The sequence below is a fragment of the uncultured Abiotrophia sp. genome (assembly GCF_938010525.1).
In the GTDB taxonomy this organism is placed as follows: Bacteria; Bacillota; Bacilli; order Lactobacillales; family Aerococcaceae; genus Abiotrophia.
The window spans coordinates 26369-48549 of the sequence record NZ_CALLVK010000005.1; the positions used below are offsets into that span (position 1 = coordinate 26369).

20 protein-coding genes and 1 tRNA gene are annotated in these 22181 nt (G+C 46.8%); 3 read left to right on the top strand and 18 right to left on the bottom strand.

Annotation, left to right across the window (positions count from 1 at the left end; all coding sequences use genetic code 11):
- Nucleotides 1-49: 49 nt before the first annotated feature.
- From Q0339_RS01020 to thrC, 8 genes are all read right to left on the bottom strand, one after another.
- On the bottom strand, nt 50-706 hold the full coding sequence (locus Q0339_RS01020) for a YoaK family protein (protein WP_298076910.1): 657 nt from the start codon (nt 704-706) through the stop codon (nt 50-52).
- A gap of 77 nt (nt 707-783) precedes the next feature.
- The gene (locus Q0339_RS01025; protein WP_298076911.1) at nt 784-2301 is read right to left on the bottom strand and encodes an ATP-binding cassette domain-containing protein; all 1518 of its coding nucleotides are present in this window, start codon (nt 2299-2301) and stop codon (nt 784-786) included.
- Nucleotides 2302-2719: 418 nt separating this feature from the next.
- A complete protein-coding gene (locus Q0339_RS01030; RefSeq protein WP_298076912.1) occupies nt 2720-5185 on the bottom strand; it encodes a DEAD/DEAH box helicase in 2466 nt (821 codons plus the stop codon).
- A complete protein-coding gene (locus Q0339_RS01035; protein ID WP_298076913.1) occupies nt 5182-5976 on the bottom strand; it encodes a Hachiman antiphage defense system protein HamA in 795 nt (264 codons plus the stop codon). The genes Q0339_RS01030 and Q0339_RS01035 overlap by 4 nt, the downstream gene beginning before the upstream one ends.
- 266 nt (nt 5977-6242) lie before the next feature.
- Nucleotides 6243-6434 (bottom strand): CsbD family protein, encoded by a 192-nt coding sequence (locus tag Q0339_RS01040; RefSeq protein WP_023391648.1) that lies wholly within the window; start codon nt 6432-6434, stop codon nt 6243-6245.
- A gap of 107 nt (nt 6435-6541) precedes the next feature.
- Nucleotides 6542-6982: a GNAT family N-acetyltransferase gene (locus Q0339_RS01045; RefSeq protein ID WP_298076914.1), complete on the bottom strand. Its 441-nt coding sequence runs from the start codon at nt 6980-6982 to the stop codon at nt 6542-6544.
- Nucleotides 6945-8315 carry a DUF308 domain-containing protein gene (locus Q0339_RS01050; RefSeq protein WP_298076915.1) on the bottom strand — a complete coding sequence of 457 codons (1371 nt, stop codon included), beginning with the start codon at nt 8313-8315 and terminating at the stop codon, nt 6945-6947. The genes Q0339_RS01045 and Q0339_RS01050 overlap by 38 nt, the downstream gene beginning before the upstream one ends.
- The gene (thrC, locus tag Q0339_RS01055) at nt 8315-9808 is read right to left on the bottom strand and encodes a threonine synthase (RefSeq protein ID WP_298076916.1); all 1494 of its coding nucleotides are present in this window, start codon (nt 9806-9808) and stop codon (nt 8315-8317) included. The genes Q0339_RS01050 and thrC overlap by 1 nt, the downstream gene beginning before the upstream one ends.
- A gap of 120 nt (nt 9809-9928) precedes the next feature.
- Here thrC and Q0339_RS01060 point away from each other — a divergent pair, with 120 nt between their 5' ends.
- Nucleotides 9929-10630 carry an AzlC family ABC transporter permease gene (locus Q0339_RS01060; RefSeq protein WP_298076918.1) on the top strand — a complete coding sequence of 234 codons (702 nt, stop codon included), beginning with the start codon at nt 9929-9931 and terminating at the stop codon, nt 10628-10630.
- Entirely contained in the window at nt 10627-10953 is a 327-nt protein-coding gene (locus tag Q0339_RS01065) for an AzlD domain-containing protein (protein ID WP_298076919.1), read from the top strand. Before Q0339_RS01060 ends, Q0339_RS01065 begins: the two co-directional genes overlap by 4 nt.
- A 46-nt stretch (nt 10954-10999) precedes the next feature.
- Here the strand turns inward: Q0339_RS01065 and Q0339_RS01070 are convergent, their stop codons facing one another.
- The 6 genes from Q0339_RS01070 to Q0339_RS01095 form a co-directional block, all read right to left on the bottom strand.
- Nucleotides 11000-11713: a hypothetical protein gene (locus Q0339_RS01070; protein WP_298076920.1), complete on the bottom strand. Its 714-nt coding sequence runs from the start codon at nt 11711-11713 to the stop codon at nt 11000-11002.
- Entirely contained in the window at nt 11710-12654 is a 945-nt protein-coding gene (locus Q0339_RS01075) for a polysaccharide deacetylase family protein (protein ID WP_298076921.1), read from the bottom strand. Before Q0339_RS01075 ends, Q0339_RS01070 begins: the two co-directional genes overlap by 4 nt.
- Before the next feature lie 166 nt (nt 12655-12820).
- The gene (locus tag Q0339_RS01080; RefSeq protein ID WP_298076922.1) at nt 12821-15493 is read right to left on the bottom strand and encodes a SpaA isopeptide-forming pilin-related protein; all 2673 of its coding nucleotides are present in this window, start codon (nt 15491-15493) and stop codon (nt 12821-12823) included.
- A gap of 292 nt (nt 15494-15785) precedes the next feature.
- A tRNA-Arg gene (locus tag Q0339_RS01085) sits at nt 15786-15859 on the bottom strand.
- 110 nt (nt 15860-15969) lie between these two features.
- The gene (gene pta / locus Q0339_RS01090) at nt 15970-16953 is read right to left on the bottom strand and encodes a phosphate acetyltransferase (protein ID WP_298076923.1); all 984 of its coding nucleotides are present in this window, start codon (nt 16951-16953) and stop codon (nt 15970-15972) included.
- A 156-nt stretch (nt 16954-17109) separates the two neighbouring features.
- Nucleotides 17110-17736: a Pr6Pr family membrane protein gene (locus Q0339_RS01095; RefSeq protein ID WP_298076924.1), complete on the bottom strand. Its 627-nt coding sequence runs from the start codon at nt 17734-17736 to the stop codon at nt 17110-17112.
- Nucleotides 17737-17905: 169 nt separating this feature from the next.
- Between Q0339_RS01095 and Q0339_RS01100 the strand changes: the two genes are divergently transcribed.
- Nucleotides 17906-18706, top strand: coding sequence for a formate/nitrite transporter family protein (locus Q0339_RS01100; RefSeq protein ID WP_298076936.1), 801 nt, complete (start codon nt 17906-17908; stop codon nt 18704-18706).
- Between the two features lie 93 nt (nt 18707-18799).
- Here Q0339_RS01100 and Q0339_RS01105 read toward each other — a convergent pair whose 3' ends face one another.
- The 4 genes from Q0339_RS01105 to tsaE form a co-directional block, all read right to left on the bottom strand.
- The gene (locus Q0339_RS01105; protein WP_298076926.1) at nt 18800-20071 is read right to left on the bottom strand and encodes a nucleotide disphospho-sugar-binding domain-containing protein; all 1272 of its coding nucleotides are present in this window, start codon (nt 20069-20071) and stop codon (nt 18800-18802) included.
- A 148-nt stretch (nt 20072-20219) separates the two neighbouring features.
- Nucleotides 20220-21122, bottom strand: coding sequence for a UDP-N-acetylmuramate dehydrogenase (gene murB / locus Q0339_RS01110; RefSeq protein ID WP_298076927.1), 903 nt, complete (start codon nt 21120-21122; stop codon nt 20220-20222).
- 23 nt (nt 21123-21145) lie between these two features.
- Nucleotides 21146-21676, bottom strand: a complete 531-nt coding sequence (locus Q0339_RS01115) for a GNAT family N-acetyltransferase (protein ID WP_298076928.1) — start codon at nt 21674-21676, stop codon at nt 21146-21148.
- Nucleotides 21666-22151 (bottom strand): tRNA (adenosine(37)-N6)-threonylcarbamoyltransferase complex ATPase subunit type 1 TsaE, encoded by a 486-nt coding sequence (tsaE, locus tag Q0339_RS01120; RefSeq protein ID WP_298076929.1) that lies wholly within the window; start codon nt 22149-22151, stop codon nt 21666-21668. The genes Q0339_RS01115 and tsaE overlap by 11 nt, the downstream gene beginning before the upstream one ends.
- Between the last annotated feature and the right edge of the window lie 30 nt (nt 22152-22181).

Sequence of the window (22181 nt, forward strand, 5' to 3'; positions counted from 1 at the left end):
ACCCTATAAAAAATCCCCTTATATCCTATAAGATATAAGGGGATTTTGCTTATGCTGCTTGATGACAGTGGCGGAGGATAAAGTAATAGGTCCCCGTCACCAGATAGGCCAGGGCCAAGACCAAAATCATGCTGATAGCAGAATGATTAAGCCATATATAGGTCAGGAGCCCTCCTACTAGGAAACAGGCAATGCTTGCCATGTAGAAGATAATCTTGTGGCCATCTTCCTTATAGCCCCGCAAGTAACGTCCTAGCGCAAAGCCCGTATCAGTCAAGTAACCCGTAAAATGCGAACTGCGGACAATCATGCCTCGATAGTAGATAAACATACCATTTTGGGTCCCCATACCGAAGGCCAAGAGATAGAGCCAGCTAGCCTGCCAGTTGAGGGCATAGCTTAAGCCCAATAAGAGGCCAAAGCTAATCAGCAAAACGCCGTAACGGTTGGCCAGGCGAAAGGATTTATCAGAGAATAAGAGGCCACTTAAAATGCTCCCAGCCATAAAGGCCAGCAAGGTCAAGGCCAGACGGCTGGTCGCTTCCCCATCACCCCGCACCAAGGCTAGGACTAGTTGGGACAGGTTGCCCGTCATATGGGTCGATGGCGTGGCTACCAGCCACAGAGTGGTCATATTGACTGCCCCCGCCAGGCTACTTAGTAAACCAATCCAAATAGCTAGCAGGATTCCTTCGTGGTGTTTCATTGATTTGCTCCTCTCAAGTCCAATACCTATTCATTCTATCACAAAGACCTAGCCTTCAACAAGGCAAGGCAAGCCCGCTATTGCTTCTCAGCCGGTGCTAAAGCCAGACGCCGGTCACAGACTTGGTCTAGGAAGCGTTGGTCATGGGAAACCGCCAGAATGGCCCCAGGGAAGTCGCGGAAAATTTGCCTTACTTCAGCCTGAGACAAGGGCGAGAAGTTACGGCTAGGCTCGTCCAGTAACAAGACATTGACCTCCATCAGATTCAACTTAAGCAGGAGCAACTTGGCCTGCTGGCCCCCAGACAGTTGGCTAATGGGATGACGCATTTCATCAGGGTCGAAGCGTAGGCTACCCAGATAGGTCATGAGCTTAGTCTTCTCCTCCTGGCTACCCGATTCCTGGAGAAAGTCCAAGGGCGTCTGATCCTGAGGCAGGACCTGGCGATAATCTTGGGGCATATAGCCCAAACGAATGCCCGGCCGGTCGGTCAGCCAGTCACGGACTTGCTTCAACAAGGTGGATTTGCCCACCCCATTGGGGCCCACTAGTCCGATTTTCTCCTGGCCTCGCCACTCCAGGGTCAGGGGTTGAGTCAGCGCGCGCCCCTCTAGGCGGACCACATAGTCCGGCTGGTTGATCAGCCATTTGCTGGCGGGCAAGGGATGGGGGCAAGGCAGTTTGACCAAGATGGCATCCTCTTGAATGGGAATCTCCAGTAGGTTCTCAGCCTGACGCTCCAAGCGACGGCCTACAGACTTAACGTTGCGCATTTTCTTAGCCAAGAGACGACCAAGGCTAGAATCATGGGCCTGACGCAATTGATGCTGGACCTTGTCATGCATTTGCCGATGTCGAGCCTCCTGCTTAGCCTGCTCCTCCTGCTGCTTGCGGGCCAGCTGGCCCTGACGCTGGAACTGGGCCTCCCGTTGACTGCGATAGGTCTCATAGTCCAGATTGACCAGATGAACCCGACTGGCCTTGTGGTTATGAATGGTCTCAATATGCAGCATGCGATTGGCCACTTGAGACAGGAAGGCCTCATCATGGGAAATAAAGAGAACCGCTGCCGGCAAACTAGCCAGGGTCCGACTGAGCCAGTTCAGCGTGGCCAAGTCCAAGTCATTGGAAGGCTCATCCAAGAGAAGACAGTCCGGTTCCAAGGCCAGGGTCCGGGCCAACTGTAACTTGAGTTTTTCGCCCCCTGACAGAGTCCCCATGAGCTGCTGGCTGGTGAGACGGTCGGGGTCAAAGCCTAATTGGCTGACTAGCTGATAGAAGTAACCATAGTCTATTTGCTCGGCTAAGACCGGATCAAAGCAATAAGCCTCGATGGTCAGGCCTTCATCTTGAGCCGGGAAAGTCTGGCCAATCCAGACCGTCCGGCCGAAGGCATTAGAACAGGTGCCCGTCACCTCGACATAAGGTAGGGACTGATCGGGCTGCCTGAGCCAGCTCAAGAGCGAGGACTTGCCACAGCCTTCTTCGCCAATCAGGGCTAGCTTGTCGCCTGGCTTCAAGTCAAAGGACAGGGAGGGAATTAAGACCTTGAGGTCTTGTTGATGGGTCATGGTAAAATTTTCAACGTGTAACATCTGCTACCTCCTATATAAAGAGGGACCGATGCCCTATCTAGCGTCGGTCCCTGTTTGGAAGCAAATGGATGAAGCCAAAGAAAGAGTCTGCGCCCTCATATAAGCTGCACCTACCCTAGCTGCTTGTACCTCTTCACTAAAATTGACCGCACTAAATAAAGCCATCTTAATCCTTTATTTAGTAATTGACAATTTTAGTTAACTTTCATCGGCACAAGTACCTCCTTGGTGAATTACCTTTAGTATACGCTTACTTTGTTGGGAATGCAAGTGCTTTATCAGCAACTATTTTCCTCACTACATCTGAACAAATACTCATAAGGTGACGTCAATTATTCCTAACTCCTTGTATGCTAGTCATTGAGAATACAAAACTCAAATTCCCCTATGACTTCACTGTATTTTATAACAAACAGCGCTAGTTAACTGGCAAATTTATAGAAAGTTCTGATATTAGAATACCATTTTCACCATTGCTTTCCATAGTCTCGATTAGTTTCTTTTTAAAAGATACTTCATTATTTAGGGTATTTACTTCATAAAATTCCTTATATTTGTCAAAAAGGATATTCGTCAAGGTATTACTAATTCCACAGTTTAGCAATGCTATTTTGTCTTTATTACTTGTCCCATATTTGAGTTTAAGGTATAGCTTTTCCTCAATCAATTCAAGAGAATATAGAATTTCTATGTACTTGATTATTTCATTATCAATAAAATCAAATTCCTCTTTGAGTCTCACTATCGCTAAATTTACTTTTTCCTGATTACTTTTTTCGCCTATGTCCGTCCAGTATTTTTGGTGACTGTTTGTTCCTCTAGTTTTGTCTCCCCAATTTCCAACATAGACAAATTTAGATTGCTGCTTATTTAGCCTATTCCAGTAGGCCACGATTTGAGTAATCATTTCCTTTAAAGTTTTTCCGCTCATGCGCCAATTGATAAGCATCATATAAAATTGTTGAGCACGTTGTTCTTTTAAACGTTTTATGTTGTTCGATGAGTTCTCATCTTCTGCTATATAATCAAAGAAAAGAGACTTCATTAGACTAAAAACATTTTCCAGTTTGTGCGCTTGTTGCATTCCTGCAAGCTGAGCATTTAGTTTTTCTTCAACAAGTAAAACATCGAATATCCTCACATTATTTTGAAAACACAGCCTTCCTATTAGGCTCTTCGGCGTTGCAACTGTTTTCTCCGTTAAAATATTATCATCTGAGAAATTCTCGAGCATTACTTCTGCCTGCTCGATAACATCTTTATCAATCTGCATGTGATTCTTTAATAAAGGATTGAAAATCTCATCTTTTATATCATCTTCATTTTCGGCTAAAACATGTCTACTTTTAAAGAATTTCAATACATTGAAGTTCTTACTACAATACCTCCCTTTAATTATATGGATTTCCGGAAGTAAGTAATCTAAACTCCCTGTTTCAGGATTAAAAATATCACCAAAACGACAAACTCGCCCAATTAAGTTCTTAAAATCAGAAGATTTTAAGTTTCCATTACCTCTTTTAGGATCTAAAATAAACATCTTAGTAGCAGGAATATTTACTCCCTCCAGTAAAGTAGAGTTAGCTATAATATAACGAATTTCTGGCACATAAGAATATAAATTCTCTATGTAATATCTAACGAATTCTGGCACTGATCCGTGGTGATAAATAACCCCTCGTTCTAAGTTGTTTGCCAACTCATAATCTTCATGGATAAATTCCCTTAAATCAGAGACAGCTTTCTTTATTTTGTCGTTCATAGAAATACCTAGATTACTAGTTAACTCATTTGCAAAACTCTCAATCTTTTTAGGCGTATTTAAATATATAATATTCTTTTTATCGGCATAATCAATAACTATTTCGGCATCTTTTGAGTATATTCTCTTTTTCTCTTTATATATTATTTTCTCTTTGTCTCCTGAGAATTGATCAAGTACACCAAATGTACTGTCATCAAGATCATGTACATAGAACATTTCAGATTTCATAGTCTCAGATACAGTAAACCATTCCGGTTGTTCAGCTATATACTTTAAAATAATGCTATCTTTCGAACTCAAAAAAGGGGTTAGATATCTACAAGAAAGATGATCATTTCTTGTATGACATATTATAATAACAGAAGCAAGCAAGATGCTACGAGAACTACTTTTAGAGAATTTATCCAGTAAATTATGCGCCTCATCAATTACTAGAATGTCAAATTTTAAATTTGGATTGTTTTGCAACAATCTCAAAAGCCTTTCTTGTGTTAACACAGCTATAATATTAGACTCGCCTTCTGAATACATTTCAGGTTGCGTGATTATTTTCCGAGTGCCTATATGGTTTAGAATACGTTTCTTAGTTTGAGCTAAAAGTGATTTAGTTGGTGTTACTATGCAAATATTTTGATACTTAGAGGTATCGAGAAATGACAAGATTAATTCAGTTTTACCGTAAGAGGTTGGTGCTACTACGATATAAGAACTATGTCTACAAGCCATAACCGCTTCGTGCAATTCACTTTGGCCCACTGTTTTGTATTGATCTCCAACTTTATATTCTTTATTAACTGCGGTATTAATCTCAGTATGCAAATTACCAAAGTCTTCACCATATCGCATATTCTCATAAATAAACTGCGAGATTGGGATAAGACCTTTATTTAGGCTCAATTCATAAAGTGGCTTATAGTCTTTAGTATGCTTACTATATAAAAGAAAAAGTCTATATCCCAATTTACGAATATGTTCATTCTCTCGTCCAACAAAATACGTACCTAGAGAAAGCAAAACCTCATAATCCTTAACATCCATCTTATCCGGTGTAGTAAGTAATTTCCAATACAGCTCTTTAAATGTTGTATTATATAATCTTTTTAATGTTAATTTTTTCATTTTACAACCTCTGTTAAGCCGCTTAAATACTCAACGACAGCTTCCATTGTTTTCTTTTGTATCGCTATGATTTTCACATTTGAGAACAATTCTTGCTCTCTTATTTTTTCATAAATAGACTCAACTTTTGCTTCATCGATATTTGAATCAAAGCTACAAAATACAGTCCCGCCAAGGACTACATTTTTATCAGTACTAACATTTGTATCGCTTTTTTCTCCAAGGATTTTAAGAACTACATTCTTTTCATCCGACCCACCCATACTAGCACGAACTGAATTAATAGCATTAAGCCAAAGTTGAGCATTCTCTTCGTTTAGCCGTTTCTGCAAATCCCTTTTCGCTTCATTAATTCTCTCTTCCACTTTTTTGTTCGAATTAGAGTCAGACCCTACTTCACCAGCTTTAGATTCTATTATCCAAATACCATTACTTGCATCACATGCTATGATATCAAATCCTTTTTTTACATTCCTTTCTTCCATATTAAAGAAAGGAGAAATGATTTCCAAACCTCCTACCATTCGAATTATAACATTTAATAGCAACTCTCCAATTGCTCCTACTCTCTTATTTTTATCTGGAGATAATCTACAGTTGACTAGTTCAAGAATTGTTTTTTCAAAACTATAATATTGTGTGATACCGCTCAAAGCACACTGTCCGTGACAAATAACTGTAAGCTCATCCTTAATTTTATCTTTTAATTCATCAGAAAGATTTGTTATCTCAATAATCTTATATTCATCAAATTCATTTATGATTACACCATCTAATAGTTGTCTTCGCATATATTATCACCTAATGTTTGGATTTTCCTCTCTCCAAAATTAGTATAGCATAAAACAACAAAAGTAAAAGGGTAAGTTTGAGATAAATCCACTTTGAACCAGGCTTAATTCTTCTATTAACTTTGGTACTATTAAAATATTCTACTGTTACCGCCTTTCATTTCATATTTTTCTATGTCGTTTTTATCAATTTATTTTCCTCCACGCACAAAAAAAGCACCCCTAGAACGAGGGGTACTGGTGATGCTAAGCTTATTTTACTTGGATTATTTGCCCAAGGAATTTTTGATGCCTTCCACTGCACCTTTGGCAGCTTCAGCCACGTCATGAGCCACTTCTTTGGCTTTACTAACTACGCCTTCTACGACGCCTTCAGTTTCAAGGCCTTTGTCGCCAGTTACTTTACCTGCCACTTCCTTGGCTTTGCCAGCAGCTTGGTCGAGTTTATCTTCCAACATCTCAGTCCCCTCCTTTCTACTATGATGACTTTAGTCTACCACGTTAAGGTCCCCAGTACGAATTATTTGCCTAGCCATAGCAAATAAAAAGAGACTAGGACAGCGTCCTAATCTCCTTGATTGGCGATAAATCCCGTTAGCTGGGCCTGGGCAAAGCCCACTAGGCCGCGGCGCCCGTACCATTCCCGGACAGACTGGTTCCAAGGCGTGGTGTCCGTCACCAGGAAGACCTGGCGATAGGCTTGGCTGGCTTCCTGAATACGATTCAGCAATTGTCGGCCTATGCCCTGCTTCTGATAGGCTGGCAGAACTAAGATGTCTTGGATCAAGGCCACATAGTGGCCATCGCCCACTGTGCGGACTAGCCCCACTAGTTGGTCCTGGTCCCAGGCGCTAATGACATCTTGAGACGCCGCCAGCATCTGACCCAAGTCAGATACCTGGTCTAGGTAGGCAGTCCAACCGACTGCCTGATAGAGCGGCCTCAGCTGGGCATCAGCAAGGTCCTTATCATGACGATAATTGATTTCTTTGTTCTGCATCACCATAGTTTTGAATCTCCTTATAAATCGTACGACTGACGACCAAGCTATGAGGCTTGGCATATTCTCTTTCTAAATATGCTTGATAAGTTCCTGACGTGATAATACCTCGTGGGCTCAAAATATCCGTCCCAGCTCGGCCAATAAGGGTATCTGCCAGAAGCACACAATTGGTACTTAAAACGAAATAAGTCTTAAACTTACTAGACTTAAACTTATAAAAGCGCGCATCTGTTCCGGCCTGTAGCCGATAGGCATACATGGGCTGGGCCTGATCTCCTTGACCAATGATCTGGTCGGAAGGCTGCCAAGGAACCAATTGGGCATCAAGTTTTGCAATCTCTTGCTCAAGAGCCTGGCTTTGTTCTGGTGATAGGCACAAACCATAGCCGAAGAGCGTCATCTTGCCTTGCGCCTTACAAAACTCTATATACAGGTCACGACTGACTTTGAAGAGCACCCCATCGCCGATAGAGCCCATGAGTCGCTCGCTCAAAGCATCGTAGTTACCATAGGCAATCACCTGATTCTGATAGCAAACATCAACATGTCCCAGGGCCTCAAATCCCTCTTCGGCCACATGGACAAAGATTTCCAAGTTTTGCTTCTGATTGTTCTTAATCTCTCGATAGATGAATTCGTCCTGAGGCTCATAATCTAAATCATAGAGATGTCGGTTAAGGAACTCCAAACTTGCCCGTGGCATTAGGGCAACCAAGATAATAGGTAAAGACACTCGGCCTCGTCGCTTGAGATTGGTTCGAGAAGCATCACTTTCGAAGAAGAGGCCATCCCTTATTGAACTAAAACCATAAAATAGTAAGTAGATACCCACGATAATATATTCGACTCTTAGATTAGTCGCCAGATCCAGTAAAGTGCTCAAGCCTAGAATCAAGAGGACTATAGCATCAAAAAGATAACGTCCACGAGGTAAAATTCCATCTTTGCGATAGAGATAGTAAGTTATGGCGTGAATCAAACCCATTAATAGTTGATAAGTTGCCACCAGAATAATCGGCACCGTCACCGTAATGTCCGTCCGCCGATTCACGAATAATAAGATTGAACCCATCACGATTCGGATTAAAGATTCAAGAAAAGAAGCGGATCGATTATCGACTCGCCGTAAATAGTGAGTCAGCAAGTTGTACCCACCGAAAGTAATGAGATAGAGGGCAAACACACTCAACATTTTACGGGTAGCTTCTGCCCCCTGCCATAGTAGGAAGACCCCCACCATACTGGTCAAAAGCCCATCAAAAATCAATTTATAGCCCGTAAAACCTCTCTTCTGCAGTAACGCTTCTTGGAACTTCTTACTGCTTACTTTAACCATTACTCAATCCCCAACTTAGCCAGAATGCTGGCCTTCATACCGGCTACATCTACGACTTCATTATGACGGATTTGGGCTTCTTTGACTTCGAGAACGGCCGCAGGTTGTGGCACGCCAGAGATAGCTTCCAATTGGTCCACCAGGGTCAGGTCATCCACCTCAGGGTCTAAGTCCTGGAAGGACTGCATAACAGAGCGTGGGAACTTGTAAGGACTAGCGGTCGAAGCAATTAAGGTTGGCGTGGTGTCGCCTGTCTCCTGACGGTAGTCGCTGTAAACCGAAGTGGCTACTGCCGTATGAGGATCTAAGACATAGCCAGTCGCTTCGTAGACGGCCTTAATGCTGGCTTCGATTTGGGCCTCATCGGCGTAACCCCCATAGAAATCAGCATAAGTTGCCTGCATTTGAGGCGTCACTTGGTAGTGACCTTGGTCCACTAATTGCTTCATATAAGCAGCCGTTTGAGCCGCATCATTACCGGTCGCATGGTAAATCAAACGCTCTAGGTTGCTAGAGATGAGGATATCCATGGATGGCGAATTAGTCACATAGAAAGGACGTTGACGGTCGTAGACGCCGGTCTTGAAGAAGTCAGTTAAGACATTGTTCTTGTTAGAGGCACAGATAAAGGTCTTGATTGGCAAGCCCATTTGACGCGCATAGTAGGCCGCCAAAATGTTACCGAAGTTACCGGTTGGCACATCCACATTGATGGCGTCGCCGAGGGCAATGACACCTTGGCTCACCAGTTGCAAGTAAGCAAAGACATAGTAAGCCACTTGGGGAATGAGCCGGCCAATGTTGATGGAGTTGGCACTTGAGAATTGGTAGCCTGCCGCAGCAATCTGTTCTTTGAGCGCTTGATCCCCAAAGAGGGCCTTGACTTGGCTTTGGGCATCATCGAAGTTGCTGGTAATGCCTACTACATAGGTGTTATCACCCTTCTGAGTCAGCATTTGCAGTTCTTGGATATGGCTGACGCCACCCTTAGGATAGAAGACCACAATCTTAGTGCCGGGTACATCCGCAAAGCCGGCCATGGCCGCCTTACCGGTATCACCGGATGTGGCAGTCAGGATGACGATTTCCTTGTCAGAGACTTGTTTCTTAGCCGAAGTGGTCATGAGATAAGGCAGGATAGACAGGGCCATATCCTTGAAGGCGATGGTCTGGCCATGGAAAAGCTCCAGATAGTAAGCATCCCCTACCTTCTTGACTGGGGTCAATTCTGGCGTGTCAAACTTGTCACTGTTATAGGCTCCATCGATGCAGGCCTGTAATTCTTCCTGGCTGAAGTCATCAAAATAAGCCTTCATGACGGTAAAGGCAACCTCCTGATAGGACTTGCCCACTAGGTCAGCCAGAGGGACTGGCAACTTAGGATGGGCCACAGGCACATAGAGGCCCCCGTCTTCCGCAATCCCCTTAAGGATGGCTTGAGAGGCGGTGACACGGTTTTCTGGGTTACGAGTACTTTGGTAATATAAGGTCATGGTGACTTCCCTCTTTTCACGTTAAATCTTCACTTGGACATTATACCATAAGTCAGGTGGACTTGACAGGGCCAAGGAAGGCAATTAGAATGGGACTATTAACGATGCCGAGGTGAATCAATGAAACGTGCACTCTCCTATGTTTTCCCTAAGACCATTCCTATTATGACGGGCTTTCTCTTCCTAGGATTCTCCCTGGGCATGTTAGCCGTCAGCAAGGGCTTCCCTCCCTACTTGCCAGTCTTAATGTCCCTCTTTATTTTCGCTGGTTCCATGGAGTTTGTGACCTTGCAGCTCTTGCTTGCTGCCTTCAACCCACTCCAGGCCCTGCTCTTGACCCTCATGGTCAATGCCCGCCATCTCTTCTATGGCCTGGCCATGTTGGACAAGTACCACCATTTGGGCTGGCAGCAGCCCTATCTAATCTTCGGCATGTGTGATGAGTCCTTCTCCATTAATGTGACGCTCGACTTACCTCAAGACCTTGACCGCGGCTGGGCCTACTTCCATGTGACCTGGCTCAACCAGCTCTACTGGGTCTGCGCAACGGCCATGGGGGCTTTTATTGGCCCCTACCTGCCCATTAATGTCAAGGGCATGGACTTCGTCCTCAATGCCCTCTTCATTGTCTTGCTGATTGAACAATGGCGTTCCCACCGTCAACACTCCGCTGCCTTTATTGGCTTAGGCGCATCGGTCCTCTCTTTGGTCCTTTTCGGACCGGAAAACTTTATGATTCCGGCCATGATTCTCATGTTAGTCCTCTTTGGCTACCGCTACTGGCAACAGAAGAAGCAGCCAGACCAGGAGGTGAGCGCATGACACCTTGGCAACAAGCGATCACCATCGCCCTAGTCGTTCTAGGAACTGTGCTGACACGTTTTCTAGCCTTCTGGATCTTCCCAGCTCACAAGCGGCCACCAGCCTTCGTTAGCTACTTAGGCCAAGTGTTACCCACTGCCGTCATGGGACTCCTAGTCGTCTATGCCTTCCGCCATCTCAGCCCTAGTCAGCCCCAAGACAGTCTGCTCATGATTGGCGCAGCCCTTATCACAGTTGTCTGCCACCTGTGGAAGCGTAACTTCCTCCTTAGCATCGCGCTAGGCACGGCCGTCTATATGATGGGCTTACATTTATTAGGATAAGAAAAACGAGCTAGGATGCTTCCTAGCTCGTTATTTTTATATTCAATTAAACTAACACATTCAAGAGACCCATAAGTCCCATGCCTAGGAAGACGGCGTAGGGAATGATTGGGCGCTTAGCCTGGCGGACAACCTCTTGATAGAGGTCTACAAAGGCCACATAGAAGAGATAGCCAGCCATGAGTTGGTTGAAGACGGCTAGGCTGATTAAGGAGCCCATGCCCTCGATTAGGACAAAGCCCAGGCCTAGCCCGGCCAAGTTACCAACCACCAACCAGAGCCAGGTACCGGCCTTGGCTGGACGGCTTAATTCCCGAATGGTCATTGCTTCTACTAAGGCGTGTGGCGCCGTTAGGAAGAGATAGGCTGTCCCTAACCAGGGATTGACCCGGCAGAGGCTGTAAATCAGGACCCCTTCCAGCATATTTTGGAGGGTGAACATCCCTAGGCGCAAGCGCCCGCTCGGTGCCCAGCCCACAAAGGAATGAAGACCTGACATGAGGATAACCGGGGTAAAGAAGAGAATGAGGCTAAACAAAGTAGCCATGCGGAAACCCAAAATTCCCATAAGGGTAGGCTGGGTAGAAGGCAATAAATCGAAGAAGACTAATTCTAGCCAGATGCCGCAGGTCAACAAGAGTAGTTGGCTGCGAATCCAGGGACGCTCCTGTAACTTAGGGCCTAAGCGCCAGCCCCAAAAAGTGGCCAAGGCATAGGCGGTCATGCCCAAACCTAGGCCTAACCAAGCAAGTGGACTCATGTTAACACCCCAAATTCATAGCCTTGAGACTTGAAGTAATCAATAATGTGAGGCAGGGCCTCAATGGTCAATTGCTTATCCGATGCATCGTGCATGAGAATGACCCGCACCTTGGCATCTGGCGCTACATAGAAGGATTTTTCCATATAGGCTAACATGTCACTCGGCGTGGTTGGGCGAGCAGACGGTGTTTCCGCGTCGCCAGACATGCCATTCCAGTCCATCCAGTCAACATCTAGTTTCTTAAGGGAGGCATCCAGTTCTTCGGTCCCCTTCCAGGACATATGGCCACCTGGGTAACGCCAGACAGCCGTGTGGAAATCCCGACCTAGCACTTCCTGCATAGAGGCCTGGGTTTCTTTGACTTCCTTGACTACTTGATTGACATCGACTACCCCGCCCGGAAAGAGACGATTGTAATCATGACTGTAGGAGTGAATCCCGATGGCATGACCTTCCCGAATTTGCCGTTCTAACAAGGGCCGGGTCTTGTCTCCCACCGTCTTGCCAATCACGAAGAAGGTGGCCGGCACCTTTTTAGCCTTTAGAATATCTAAAATCTTAGGCGTCACTTCAAAGTTAACCCCGTCATCGAAGGTTAAAAATACTATTTTTTTATCTGAGGCTTTAGAATCGTAGAGTAGCTTACGCACATCCTGGGCCTTATAGGCATAAGAATTAGCCGCTTGGTTATGGTTAGAACCCTTAACCAGATCTTGGGGCTTGCTTTCTGCTTCCTTCTTACTGGACTCTTGACTAGTTGAAGACTGAGATTGACCCGTTAAGGCTAACTGACTTGAGCTAGTCTCTTGGGAACTGTCCTGTCCTTCAATGGTCTGTAGGAAGAGCATGACGGATAAGACGCAGACAATAGAGACCAGGCACAAAATAAGTGCCAATAAGCTATTATAAAGTAGATTCTTCTTGTCCTTTGACCGCATGCTATCGCCCTCACTATATTCATATCCTTGACTACAATCCTATTATACTCCACTCATCCAGAAAATGCGACACTTTCTTATGATTTATGCCAAGCATTTTCTTACTTCACACAAAAATCACCTCGCCTAGAATACTTTCTAAAGCGAGGTGACTAGCTATTCTTTATTAAGCTTCATGATCCTCGTTTTGACTGTCATCCGCAGACGCTTGAGTCTTGCGGCGACGGAAGAAGAGAATAGCGCCAGCTAAAGCTACTAGGGCTAAAGCCAGTGGCGTTAACCAAGCCATGACTTGTTCACCCGTTGATGGCAACTTGCCGTCCTTACGTTCCACATTAGAAGTCTTAGTGGCCGTCACCTTGTCAGATGAAGCACTAGAACTGGATGATGCCGCAACTTTTTCAGCTAATTGAATCGTCCGCTTAGCTGTCTGTCCGTTGGCTAGCGTTAATTTAATCTTAGTTTGATCCAATTGGTAAGGCTCAGGTACTGCTACCACATAGTAGTCGTAGTCCCCTGCCTTGAGATCAGTAAAGGTCACTTTACCTTGAGCATCCGTCTTCAATTGTTGACTGCCAACTGCTAAGGTCACATCCGCTACTGCCTGGCCTGAAACATTGACTACATTGAGTTCTAAGCTAGCTGCTTGAGACTTACGGCGCACCTTGAGTTCTGGATGTAAATCCGCCCCTGGCGCTACATCTAAGGTTTGGGCACCTGTTTCAGCTTGATAGCTGTCTGGCACTTCCTTAATGCCATAAGTATACTTACCTGCTTCTAAGGCTTCGAAGAGAATATTCCCTTGGTCATCCGTTTGGCCTTCCAACTCACCTAAGTAAACTGTCACACCTGGGACCACCTGGTTGTTTTCGTCTACAACTTTAACCGTTACATTGGCTACTGCCTGTTGACGTTGAACAGTCAAAGTGATGGAGTGGTCAGTGTCAGCAGGTAATTCAGCATCACCTGCTTGGGCACCTGTGTAATTTTCTGGCAAGTTGACAATCTCATAGTGGAAGGTTCCTGGGGTCAAGCCTTTGAAGACAGCTTGGCCATATTCATTGGTGACTTGTACTTGGTCGCCAATCTTGACGCTAACGCCTGGCACTTCCTTACCGGCATTGTCCAAGATTTTAACCGTCAGGTCGCGCTTCTCAGTTTGAGAAGAAGATGAGCTTGAAGCGGAAGCTTGGTCCTTACGGGTTACTTGTAAGGTAATGGAGTGATCCGTATCCGTTGGCAATTCAGCTTCGCCGCTTGGCGTGCCTTCATAGCCGTCTGGCAACTTGGTCACTGCGTAGCGAACCATCCCTGGTGTCAGCCCCTTGAAGTGAGCATCCCCATTCTCGTCCGTTACAGCTGTCTGACCTTCAACCGTTACAGTGACACCCGCAACAATCTTCTGGTCTTGGTCTAAAATTTTGACCGTCAGATCACGTTTGGCTGCAGGAACTGCTGGATTTTCAGCTTTCTTGGTCACTTGTAAAGTAATGGAATGGTCAGTGTCGCTTGGTAGTTCTGCGTCACCACTTGGCGTGCCTTCATAACCGTCTGGCAAGTCAGTCACGGCATAGTGAACCGTCCCTGGCGTTAAGCCTTTGAAGTGGGCATCCCCATTCTCGTCCGTTACAACTGTTTGACCTTCAACGGTCACCGTCACACCTGGCACAAGTTTTTGTTCTTGGTCTAAGATCTTAACCGTCAAGTCACGTTTAGCAGCTTGAGATTCAGCCTTCTTAGTTACTTGTAGGGTAATTGAGTGGTCGGTGTCGCTTGGTAATTGAGCTTCACCGCTCGGTGTCCCTTCATAGCCTTCTGGCAATTGGGTCACCGCATAGTGAACCGTCCCTGGCGTCAAGCCTTTGAAGTGGGCATCCCCGTTTTCATCCGTCACGGCTGTTTGACCTTCAACGGTCACAGTGACACCTGGTACAAGTTTTTGTTCTTGGTCTAAGACCTTAATGGTTAAGTCGCGCTTAGTCACTTGAGACTCAGCTTTTTTAGACACTTGTAAGGTAATAGAATGGTCGGTGTCACTTGGGAGTTCAGCTTCACCGCTTGGCGTACCTTCATAGCCTTCTGGCAATTGGGTCACGGCATAGTGAACTGTTCCAGGAGTGAGATCCTTGAAGTGGGCATCCCCGTTTTCATCCGTCACAGCTGTTTGGCCTTCCACGGTGACCGTGGCACCCGGCACAATTTCTTGGGCTTGGTCTAAGACCTTGACTGTCAAGTTACGCTTAGCCGCTGGTGCTTGGCTAGAGGATTGGGCTGGCGCTTGTGGCGCACTGGCTGCCCCATCTTGGTCAGACAGGGTAACGGCTAACTTGGACACCATCTTTTGATGATCAGCACTTTCTAAGTCTGGGCCTGCCTTAACTTCGAAGGTCACTTCATAGTAGGCCTGACCTTGGTCGTCTGTCTTGAGACTGCCCTTGTCAGACTGTTCCTGTAATTGCTTGTTGGCGGCGATATCTTGTTCTGACCGCTTAGGAATAGAAGTTTCAACTTTTTGTGCCTTGAGGACCTTGTCCGCACGTTTGAAACCTTGACCATCATACAAGCGTAAACGATACTTACCTGCGGTTAACTTAGGTGATTCGCTAGCTTGTGCGTCAGATTCATGACGATAAACGACATTGCCTGCCTCGTCCAGGATTTCATAGGTTGCATTTTCCTGACGTTTTGGCGGATTGGCATCAACTTGCAACAGAATATCCACCGATACTTCAATCGGTGAGTTAGGATTCACTTGTGCTAGGACCAGTCCAGAAGGTACATAGGTCGCTAACATTCCGGCAACTGCAAGGGCAGCGCCAATTTTTCTTAAGCGATTCATACTCTCGCCTCCTTTATCCATATATTACCACATTCAATCAATCCTGTGGGCCATGTCAATAAGAAGTCTAGATTAAATCAATAATCTTCATCATAAATTCATAAATTAGAAATCTAGCCCTCCTCAAGAGGCTATTAAAGTCCTATTCTCTAGCCAAATGAAGCCCTACCATTAGCCAGGGCCAAGCTGGCAATAAGCTAACACTATCTTGCTAGCAGCCCAAGTAATTTTGCCCACAAAAATAAGTCTGACCACTCGCTCGGGCGAATGGTCAGACTCTCTTACTTAATGACGTCCCCGGCAGGAATTGAACCTGCGGCAGTCCGCTTAGGAGGCGAATCCTCTATCCTACTGAGGTACGGGGACTAGGTGCTCTTAGCACATGGTTTATTATAGCACATGAAGGCCTATCCGACGAGCCCTGCAGGCTCATGGCTAAGAAAAAGAGACTGGTTGCCCAGCCTCTTCTTGATGGCTTATTTTGCTAAAGCTTGGTTAGCGGTGATAATGGCTACCTTGTAGACATCTTCTTCCACGCAACCACGAGATAAGTCAGAGATTGGCGCGTTCAAACCTTGTAAGATTGGACCTACGGCTTCATAGCGACCCAAACGTTGCGCAATCTTGTAGCCGATGTTACCTGATTGGAGGTCTGGGAAGATGTAGACGGTCGCATGACCGGCTACTTCAGAACCTGGCGCCTTTTGGTCCGCCACGATTTCTGAGTAAGAAGCGTCAAATTGGAGTTCCCCGTCGATGAGCACTTCTGGCGCTAATTCTTGTGCCAACTTAGTTGCTTCTACCACCTTGTCCACTTCAGGTGCCTTAGCTGAGCCCTTGGTTGAGAAGCTGAGCATGGCCACGCGTGGCTCGATGTCAAAGATTTTAGCAGTGTGAGCAGATTCTACTGCGATTTCAGCTAATTCTTGCGCTGAAGGGTTGATGTTGATGGCGCAGTCGGCAAAGACTAATTTTTGACCATCGCTCTCAGCTGGTACCATGATGAAGGCCCCAGATGTACGGGTAATGCCTGGCTTGGTCTTGATAATTTGTAAGGCTGGACGAACGGTGTCACCAGTTGAGTGAACGGCCCCGCTGACTAAGCCATCAGCTAAGCCCATGTAGACCAACATAGTCCCGAAGTAGGACACGTCTTTGAGCAAGTCGCGTGCTTGTTCTTCGGTTGCTTTGCCCTTACGGCGCTCTACGAAAGCTGCTACCATCGCGTCATATTCTGCATAAGTTTCTGGATCGATAATGGTGAAGGCATCGATATTCCAGCTGTTTTGTGCTGCCAAGGCCTTGACTTCTTCTACATTCCCTAAGAGGATTGGCTCTACTAAGTCATCTACACGTAGACGAACAGCTGCCCCTAATACACGTTTGTCGTTAGCTTCTGGGAAAACAATCTTGAGGTGTTTGCCCTTGATGTTATTAGCTAAGCGTTTGAACATTACCATAAAATTTGGCCACTTCCTTTTTCTAGTGATAAAACTCTAACTCCTAGTTTACACCCTTTAGGCCTAAAAAAAAAGTGTTCAGTCTAAAAAAAACAAAAAAGGCGCAAATCTTTTAGATTCCGCCTTTGGTCTGTTTTACATGAGAATTAATCTGTACTAGTGTTTTTCATGAGAACGCCCTACTTTTGGGGCCCGTTTCAGGGCTAGCATGCCATAGGCTAGCAAGAGGAAGACCGCCAAAATGGCGACAAAATATTTGACCAAGCCCCACCAGCCAATCCGGTCAATGTTGAGGAAGAAGTAAGGATAAGGCGAGGCCTTCTCGTTAGGGATGGGCAGATGGAAGACAGCGCCCCGTATCAGGGCAAAGGTCATATAAATAAGGGGCAACACCGTCCAAGTCAAGGGCTCAAACCAACGATAGTGGCCCTTGGCATCATAGAGCAGCCAATCTAGAATGACCAGAACAGGCGCAATAAAATGCAGGGCAAAGTTCTGGACCCGCCAGAACTGCTCGGGTGTCGCAGTCGGCATCAACAAGACCAGGTAGACGAAGAAGGTCAGGAGAATGGCCGTTGTCACTGCCCCCTTGATGCGGGTCAGGCTAGCAGATAGCGCCGGGCGCCCCAGCACTAGCCAAGCGAAGAAGGCTAAGACCAAAATATTGGATAACAAGGTATAGTAGGTTAACTGGTGCCATTTATTAGGATAGAGATTGAAGGTGAGGCCTACGAGCTCTGTTAGGACAATGAGGCTAGGTAAGATGAGACGGCGTTGGCTCAAGATAAGAGACTCCTTTACTTAATTTATTTACTGGCCTATTCTAGCACAAGCTCAGCCAAATGAAAAGGCTGTCGAAAATTTGTCATTTTATTGCCTCAGCTACTTATCAAGCCCCCAAAAATGCGCTATAATGAAACTATCTTTTATTGGAGGGAAAACCATGTCAGATATGTCATTATCACCATTCGTAGATTTTATTAAAAAAGCCTGCACCAAGAAAGCAGCGCTTCTGGAAGAGAGCCTTGGTCGCTACGCAGCGCGCTCTATTTACGCCGGCGCCTTTTTGACCTTGTCAACCGCAGCTGGGGCTGTTGCTGCTGATCAAATCAACACCCTGCACCCAAGCTTAGGCCGCTTCTTCTTCGCCTTCATCTTCGCCTTCGGTTTGGCTTACGCTGTCTTCCTCAACGGGGAACTAGCTACTTCCAACATGATGTTCCTCTCGGCAGGGACCTTCAGCAAGGCCATCGATTGGAAAAAAGCACTCAAAGTCCTCTTAATCTGTTCCATCTTCAACTTAGTTGGGACCCTATTCGCTGGCTATCTTTTAGGCAATACCGCAGCCTTTGCTAACCTCAATGAGAACTCAGCCCTGGTCGGCATTATCCAAACAAAACTGGCTCGTGGCAACGGCCAAGTCTTCCTTGAAGGGATTGTGGCTAACGTCTTAGTTAACATTGCCATTCTCTGCTTCGTCTTAGTTAAGGATCAAGCAGCACGCCTCACCTTAGTGCTGTCTGCAATCTTCATGTTTGTTTACATGACCAACGAACACGTGGTAGCTAACTTCGCTTCTATGTCTATCTTGCTCTTCTCACCTTTCAAAGGAGCTAAAGGTTTTGAATTAGTCAATGTCCTACGCCACTGGGGTGTTTCTTACCTTGGTAACCTAGTAGGTGGTGGCCTCTTAATTGGGATTGTCTACACTTGGCTTAACCAAACCAAGACCAACTACCAAGAACAAGTTTAATCATGTAAATTAAGTCTGGGCTTTGCCCGGGCTTTTTTTGTGGGCAAATCAAAAAGGTTGAAGCAGTAAAAGCTTCAACCTTTTGAGTCTAGTTTATTTGAGGACGCGGGCAATGGCCGCTTCTAGGCGTTCCTGGGTTGGATAATCCAGGAGTTGGCCTTGCAAGGTCTTCATAGCGGTCCAATCCGTCCGGCTTAGCAGCTGTTTAAAGCCAGCTTCAATGGAGTCTGGCCGTTTGAGGCTAGCTACCAAGGCGGCGTCGGCCCATTCTAGTCGCGCCGCATAGTCAAACTGGTCATAGTCATGGGGAATGACCAAGGCCGGCTTGCCATGGCGGATGCTAGCATAGAGGATGCCGGCCCCACCGTGGTGGATGACGTAATCGACATGAGGTAGAACCGCCTCGTAATCAATGTACTGATAGCGGTAGACATTGTCCATAATGGCTTCTACCGGTTGGTTTTGGCGGGCTTCACTGCCGGCCGTCACCAAAAAGCAAATATCCGGATGAGCCTGCGCCAGACGCTTGACGATGGTCAGCAGGGATTCCTTGCCCCAAGGTAGCAGGGTCCCATTGGTCACCAAGACTGTTGGCAGGTCAGTTGGCAAGTGGAAATCGGCTACTGGCTTCTTAGGATAGGTCGGGCCTAACCAGGTCAGATGAGCTGGAAAGTCCTTGCGGAACTCCAATTCTTCCATACCCAGAGCCAGAATGCCATAAGGCGAATAGAAGCCCTCTTCGCCATTTTGACGATAGAGCTTAAACTGCTGGTAGATAACGGGGTCAAATCGCTTAAGGGCCTTCTTAACAAAGAGTCGATAGACTAGGCGCTTGAAGCCATGGACGGCGCCCCGCCCTAGACGGTTGCGCAAGGCTTGGCGCCAGTTAAGAGGCGGCTTAAGCCCTCCTAGGAAGGCAGGCGCGTCGGTCTTGCTTTCGATTGAAAAAGGTGTCGGGTTGGTCGTCAACCATGGCAGGCCTAGCTTATCGCAGACCATGCCGAGGGGGGCGAAGACAAAGTCCACGGTGGCCACATCAGGTTGAGTCTCTCTCAGAATGGCTTCTACCTGGGTCATGAGGTCCTGACACATGGTGATGGCAGCCTGAATCTGCCCGTAGAGAGTGGAGGCATTGAGTTTAGTATCGGTCGAGGCAATATTGTCGAAGACATCTGGCTGATCAGGCAGGAGGGCCTGGCACTTAAAGCCCAAAGCCTGAACTACCGGTACCTTGGTCACGCCTGTATAGACGGTAATATCATAGTTAGGGTTATCTAATAAGGGTTGCATCAAGCCCAGAACGGGATAGAGATGCCCACTTAATGGGGGGGCAAACACGGCCAGTTTGATGACTCGGCAGGTCATAGTCTCCCACTCCTTTGTCCATAAATTCATCTCACTGTTCTAGTGTGAACCATCTCCGCCCAATAGTCAACGATATTTGCGAATTTTTTAGATTAAGTTTGCATAACGCCAAGCAAAAAGGACAGGTCTTATAACCTGTCCCAAATTCTTAATCTTCGCCAATAATTCGTACTTCTGGCTCCATGAAGACCCCAGTCCGGGCCCAGACCACCAGCCGAATGTGTTCAATGACTTCCAAGTAGTCGGTAGCTGTCGCATGGTCTACATTGACAATGAAGCCCGCGTGCTTGGTCGAGACTTGCGCACCACCTACTTGATAGCCCTGCAGGCCAGCATCTTGAATGAGCTTGCCGGCAAAGTAACCCTCAGGCCGCTTGAAGACTGAACCGCAAGACGGATATTCTAGCGGTTGCTTGCTTTGACGTAGGTGGGTCAACTCGGCCACCTTGCTATCAATGGCGCTCTGATCTCCTGGCGCTAAATCGAAGGTGACGCCTAAAATAACCTCGTCCCCTTCTTGGAAACGACTGTGGCGATAGCTGAAGTCGCAATCTGCTCCCGCGTAGGTCTTGAGCTGGCCGTCACGCGTCATGGTTTGCACCTGGCTAATGACATCCTTGACCTCACCCCCGTAGGCGCCGGCATTCATATAGATGGCTCCACCAATGGAACCCGGAATGCCGCAGGCAAACTCCAAGCCAGTCAGTCCGGCAGCAGCCGCCTGACGGCTGGCTTCAATCAAGGCCGCCCCACTGGCTGCCTTCAACTGGTTACCTTCTAGGACCAGTTCCTGCATGTCTGTTAGAATCATGACTAGGCCCCGGATACCACCGTCTTTGACGATGAGGTTGCTGGCATTGCCCAGAACTGTTAGAGGCAAGTTTTCTTGCTTGACTGCCGCTAGGACCGTTTGGACTTCTTCCACAGAACGTGGGAAGACTAAGAGATCAGCAGGCCCCCCGGTCTTGGTGTAGGTATAATTGGATAAGGGTTCATTGGCTTTGATAGTCAAAGTCCCTAAGCTATCTTGTAATTTGGCTAAATCCACCATAAATTAACCTCTTTTCACATAATTTACTGGCCTGAATCCTTGAGTACATGTTCCATCAGGATGGTATCGTAGTAGCGGCCGCCACGGGCCACGCGTTGCGTCAGTCGACCTCGCTCCTGGAAGTCGAATTTCTTATAAAGACCGATGGCTGGCAGGTTGTCCGCAATGACTTCCAGATGCAGGACACGCAGTCCCACCCCCTGGGCAAAGTCTAGCATGGTCTCCATCAAAAGGGAGCCAATGCCATAGCCCCAATACTCGGCAATTAGGCATACCCCGATTTCGGCCACATGAGCTTGCGCCGGCAGTCCTTGAGGTTGAACCGTCGCAAAGCCCACCAGCTGTCCATCCACTTCGCTGACTAGCATGAGGGCGTGGGGATGCTGGTCATATTGCTCGATAATGGTCACTTGCGCATCCACATCATCGGAATTATCGGCTAGGACCACATAGGGTGATTCCTGGCGAATCTGGCCCAACATACCCAAAATAGCGCGAGCATCACTAACTTCTGCCTGACGAATAATGACTTCTACATCCTGCTTATCTGGCATGGTCGCCTACCTCTTTGCTCCATTGGCTCAACCATTCTGGCTCCTGGCCCCCAACCCATTGGATGGTCAAGACCCGGTCGTCGACCTCTTGACCGTATGAGAGTGCCAGGTCAAGATAGGCCGTCGGGAGTTCGGGTTCGATAAACTGAGCCCACTCCACCAGGACCAAGTCACCCTGCTGGCGATAGGAAGCCAAGTCCACCGTGTCAGCGCCCCCTTCTTCCAGTCGGTAGGCGTCAATATGAATGAGACGAGGCGCCGCTTGGCCTTCCAAGTCATATTCCTTCACAATAGTATAGGTGGGACTCTTAATAGCCCGCGCAATTCCTAAGGCCTTGCCCAATCCTTGGGTAAAGGTGGTCTTGCCAGCCCCCAGATCCCCTTCCAAGCGAATCCAGGTTCCTGCAGGTAAGACGGGAGCCAGGCTTGCTGCCAAGGCTTGGGTGTCTTGGGCTGAATGGGTCTCTACTCTCATGACGGCACTCCTTTTGACATGATATATTTC

Bases quoted from the DNA above. Each gene is read 5' to 3' on its own strand.
- Q0339_RS01020 (WP_298076910.1), bottom strand. From the start codon at position 706: ATGAAACACCACGAAGGAATCCTGCTAGCTATTTGGATTGGTTTACTA.
- Q0339_RS01025 (WP_298076911.1), bottom strand. From the start codon at position 2,301: ATGTTACACGTTGAAAATTTTACCATGACCCATCAACAAGACCTCAAG.
- Q0339_RS01030 (WP_298076912.1), bottom strand. From the start codon at position 5,185: ATGAAAAAATTAACATTAAAAAGATTATATAATACAACATTTAAAGAG.
- Q0339_RS01035 (WP_298076913.1), bottom strand. From the start codon at position 5,976: ATGCGAAGACAACTATTAGATGGTGTAATCATAAATGAATTTGATGAA.
- Q0339_RS01040 (WP_023391648.1), bottom strand. From the start codon at position 6,434: ATGTTGGAAGATAAACTCGACCAAGCTGCTGGCAAAGCCAAGGAAGTG.
- Q0339_RS01045 (WP_298076914.1), bottom strand. From the start codon at position 6,982: ATGGTGATGCAGAACAAAGAAATCAATTATCGTCATGATAAGGACCTT.
- Q0339_RS01050 (WP_298076915.1), bottom strand. From the start codon at position 8,315: ATGGTTAAAGTAAGCAGTAAGAAGTTCCAAGAAGCGTTACTGCAGAAG.
- thrC (WP_298076916.1), bottom strand. From the start codon at position 9,808: ATGACCTTATATTACCAAAGTACTCGTAACCCAGAAAACCGTGTCACC.
- Q0339_RS01060 (WP_298076918.1), top strand. From the start codon at position 9,929: ATGAAACGTGCACTCTCCTATGTTTTCCCTAAGACCATTCCTATTATG.
- Q0339_RS01065 (WP_298076919.1), top strand. From the start codon at position 10,627: ATGACACCTTGGCAACAAGCGATCACCATCGCCCTAGTCGTTCTAGGA.
- Q0339_RS01070 (WP_298076920.1), bottom strand. From the start codon at position 11,713: ATGAGTCCACTTGCTTGGTTAGGCCTAGGTTTGGGCATGACCGCCTAT.
- Q0339_RS01075 (WP_298076921.1), bottom strand. From the start codon at position 12,654: ATGCGGTCAAAGGACAAGAAGAATCTACTTTATAATAGCTTATTGGCA.
- Q0339_RS01080 (WP_298076922.1), bottom strand. From the start codon at position 15,493: ATGAATCGCTTAAGAAAAATTGGCGCTGCCCTTGCAGTTGCCGGAATG.
- pta (WP_298076923.1), bottom strand. From the start codon at position 16,953: ATGGTAATGTTCAAACGCTTAGCTAATAACATCAAGGGCAAACACCTC.
- Q0339_RS01100 (WP_298076936.1), top strand. From the start codon at position 17,906: ATGTCATTATCACCATTCGTAGATTTTATTAAAAAAGCCTGCACCAAG.
- Q0339_RS01105 (WP_298076926.1), bottom strand. From the start codon at position 20,071: ATGACCTGCCGAGTCATCAAACTGGCCGTGTTTGCCCCCCCATTAAGT.
- murB (WP_298076927.1), bottom strand. From the start codon at position 21,122: ATGGTGGATTTAGCCAAATTACAAGATAGCTTAGGGACTTTGACTATC.
- Q0339_RS01115 (WP_298076928.1), bottom strand. From the start codon at position 21,676: ATGCCAGATAAGCAGGATGTAGAAGTCATTATTCGTCAGGCAGAAGTT.
- tsaE (WP_298076929.1), bottom strand. From the start codon at position 22,151: ATGAGAGTAGAGACCCATTCAGCCCAAGACACCCAAGCCTTGGCAGCA.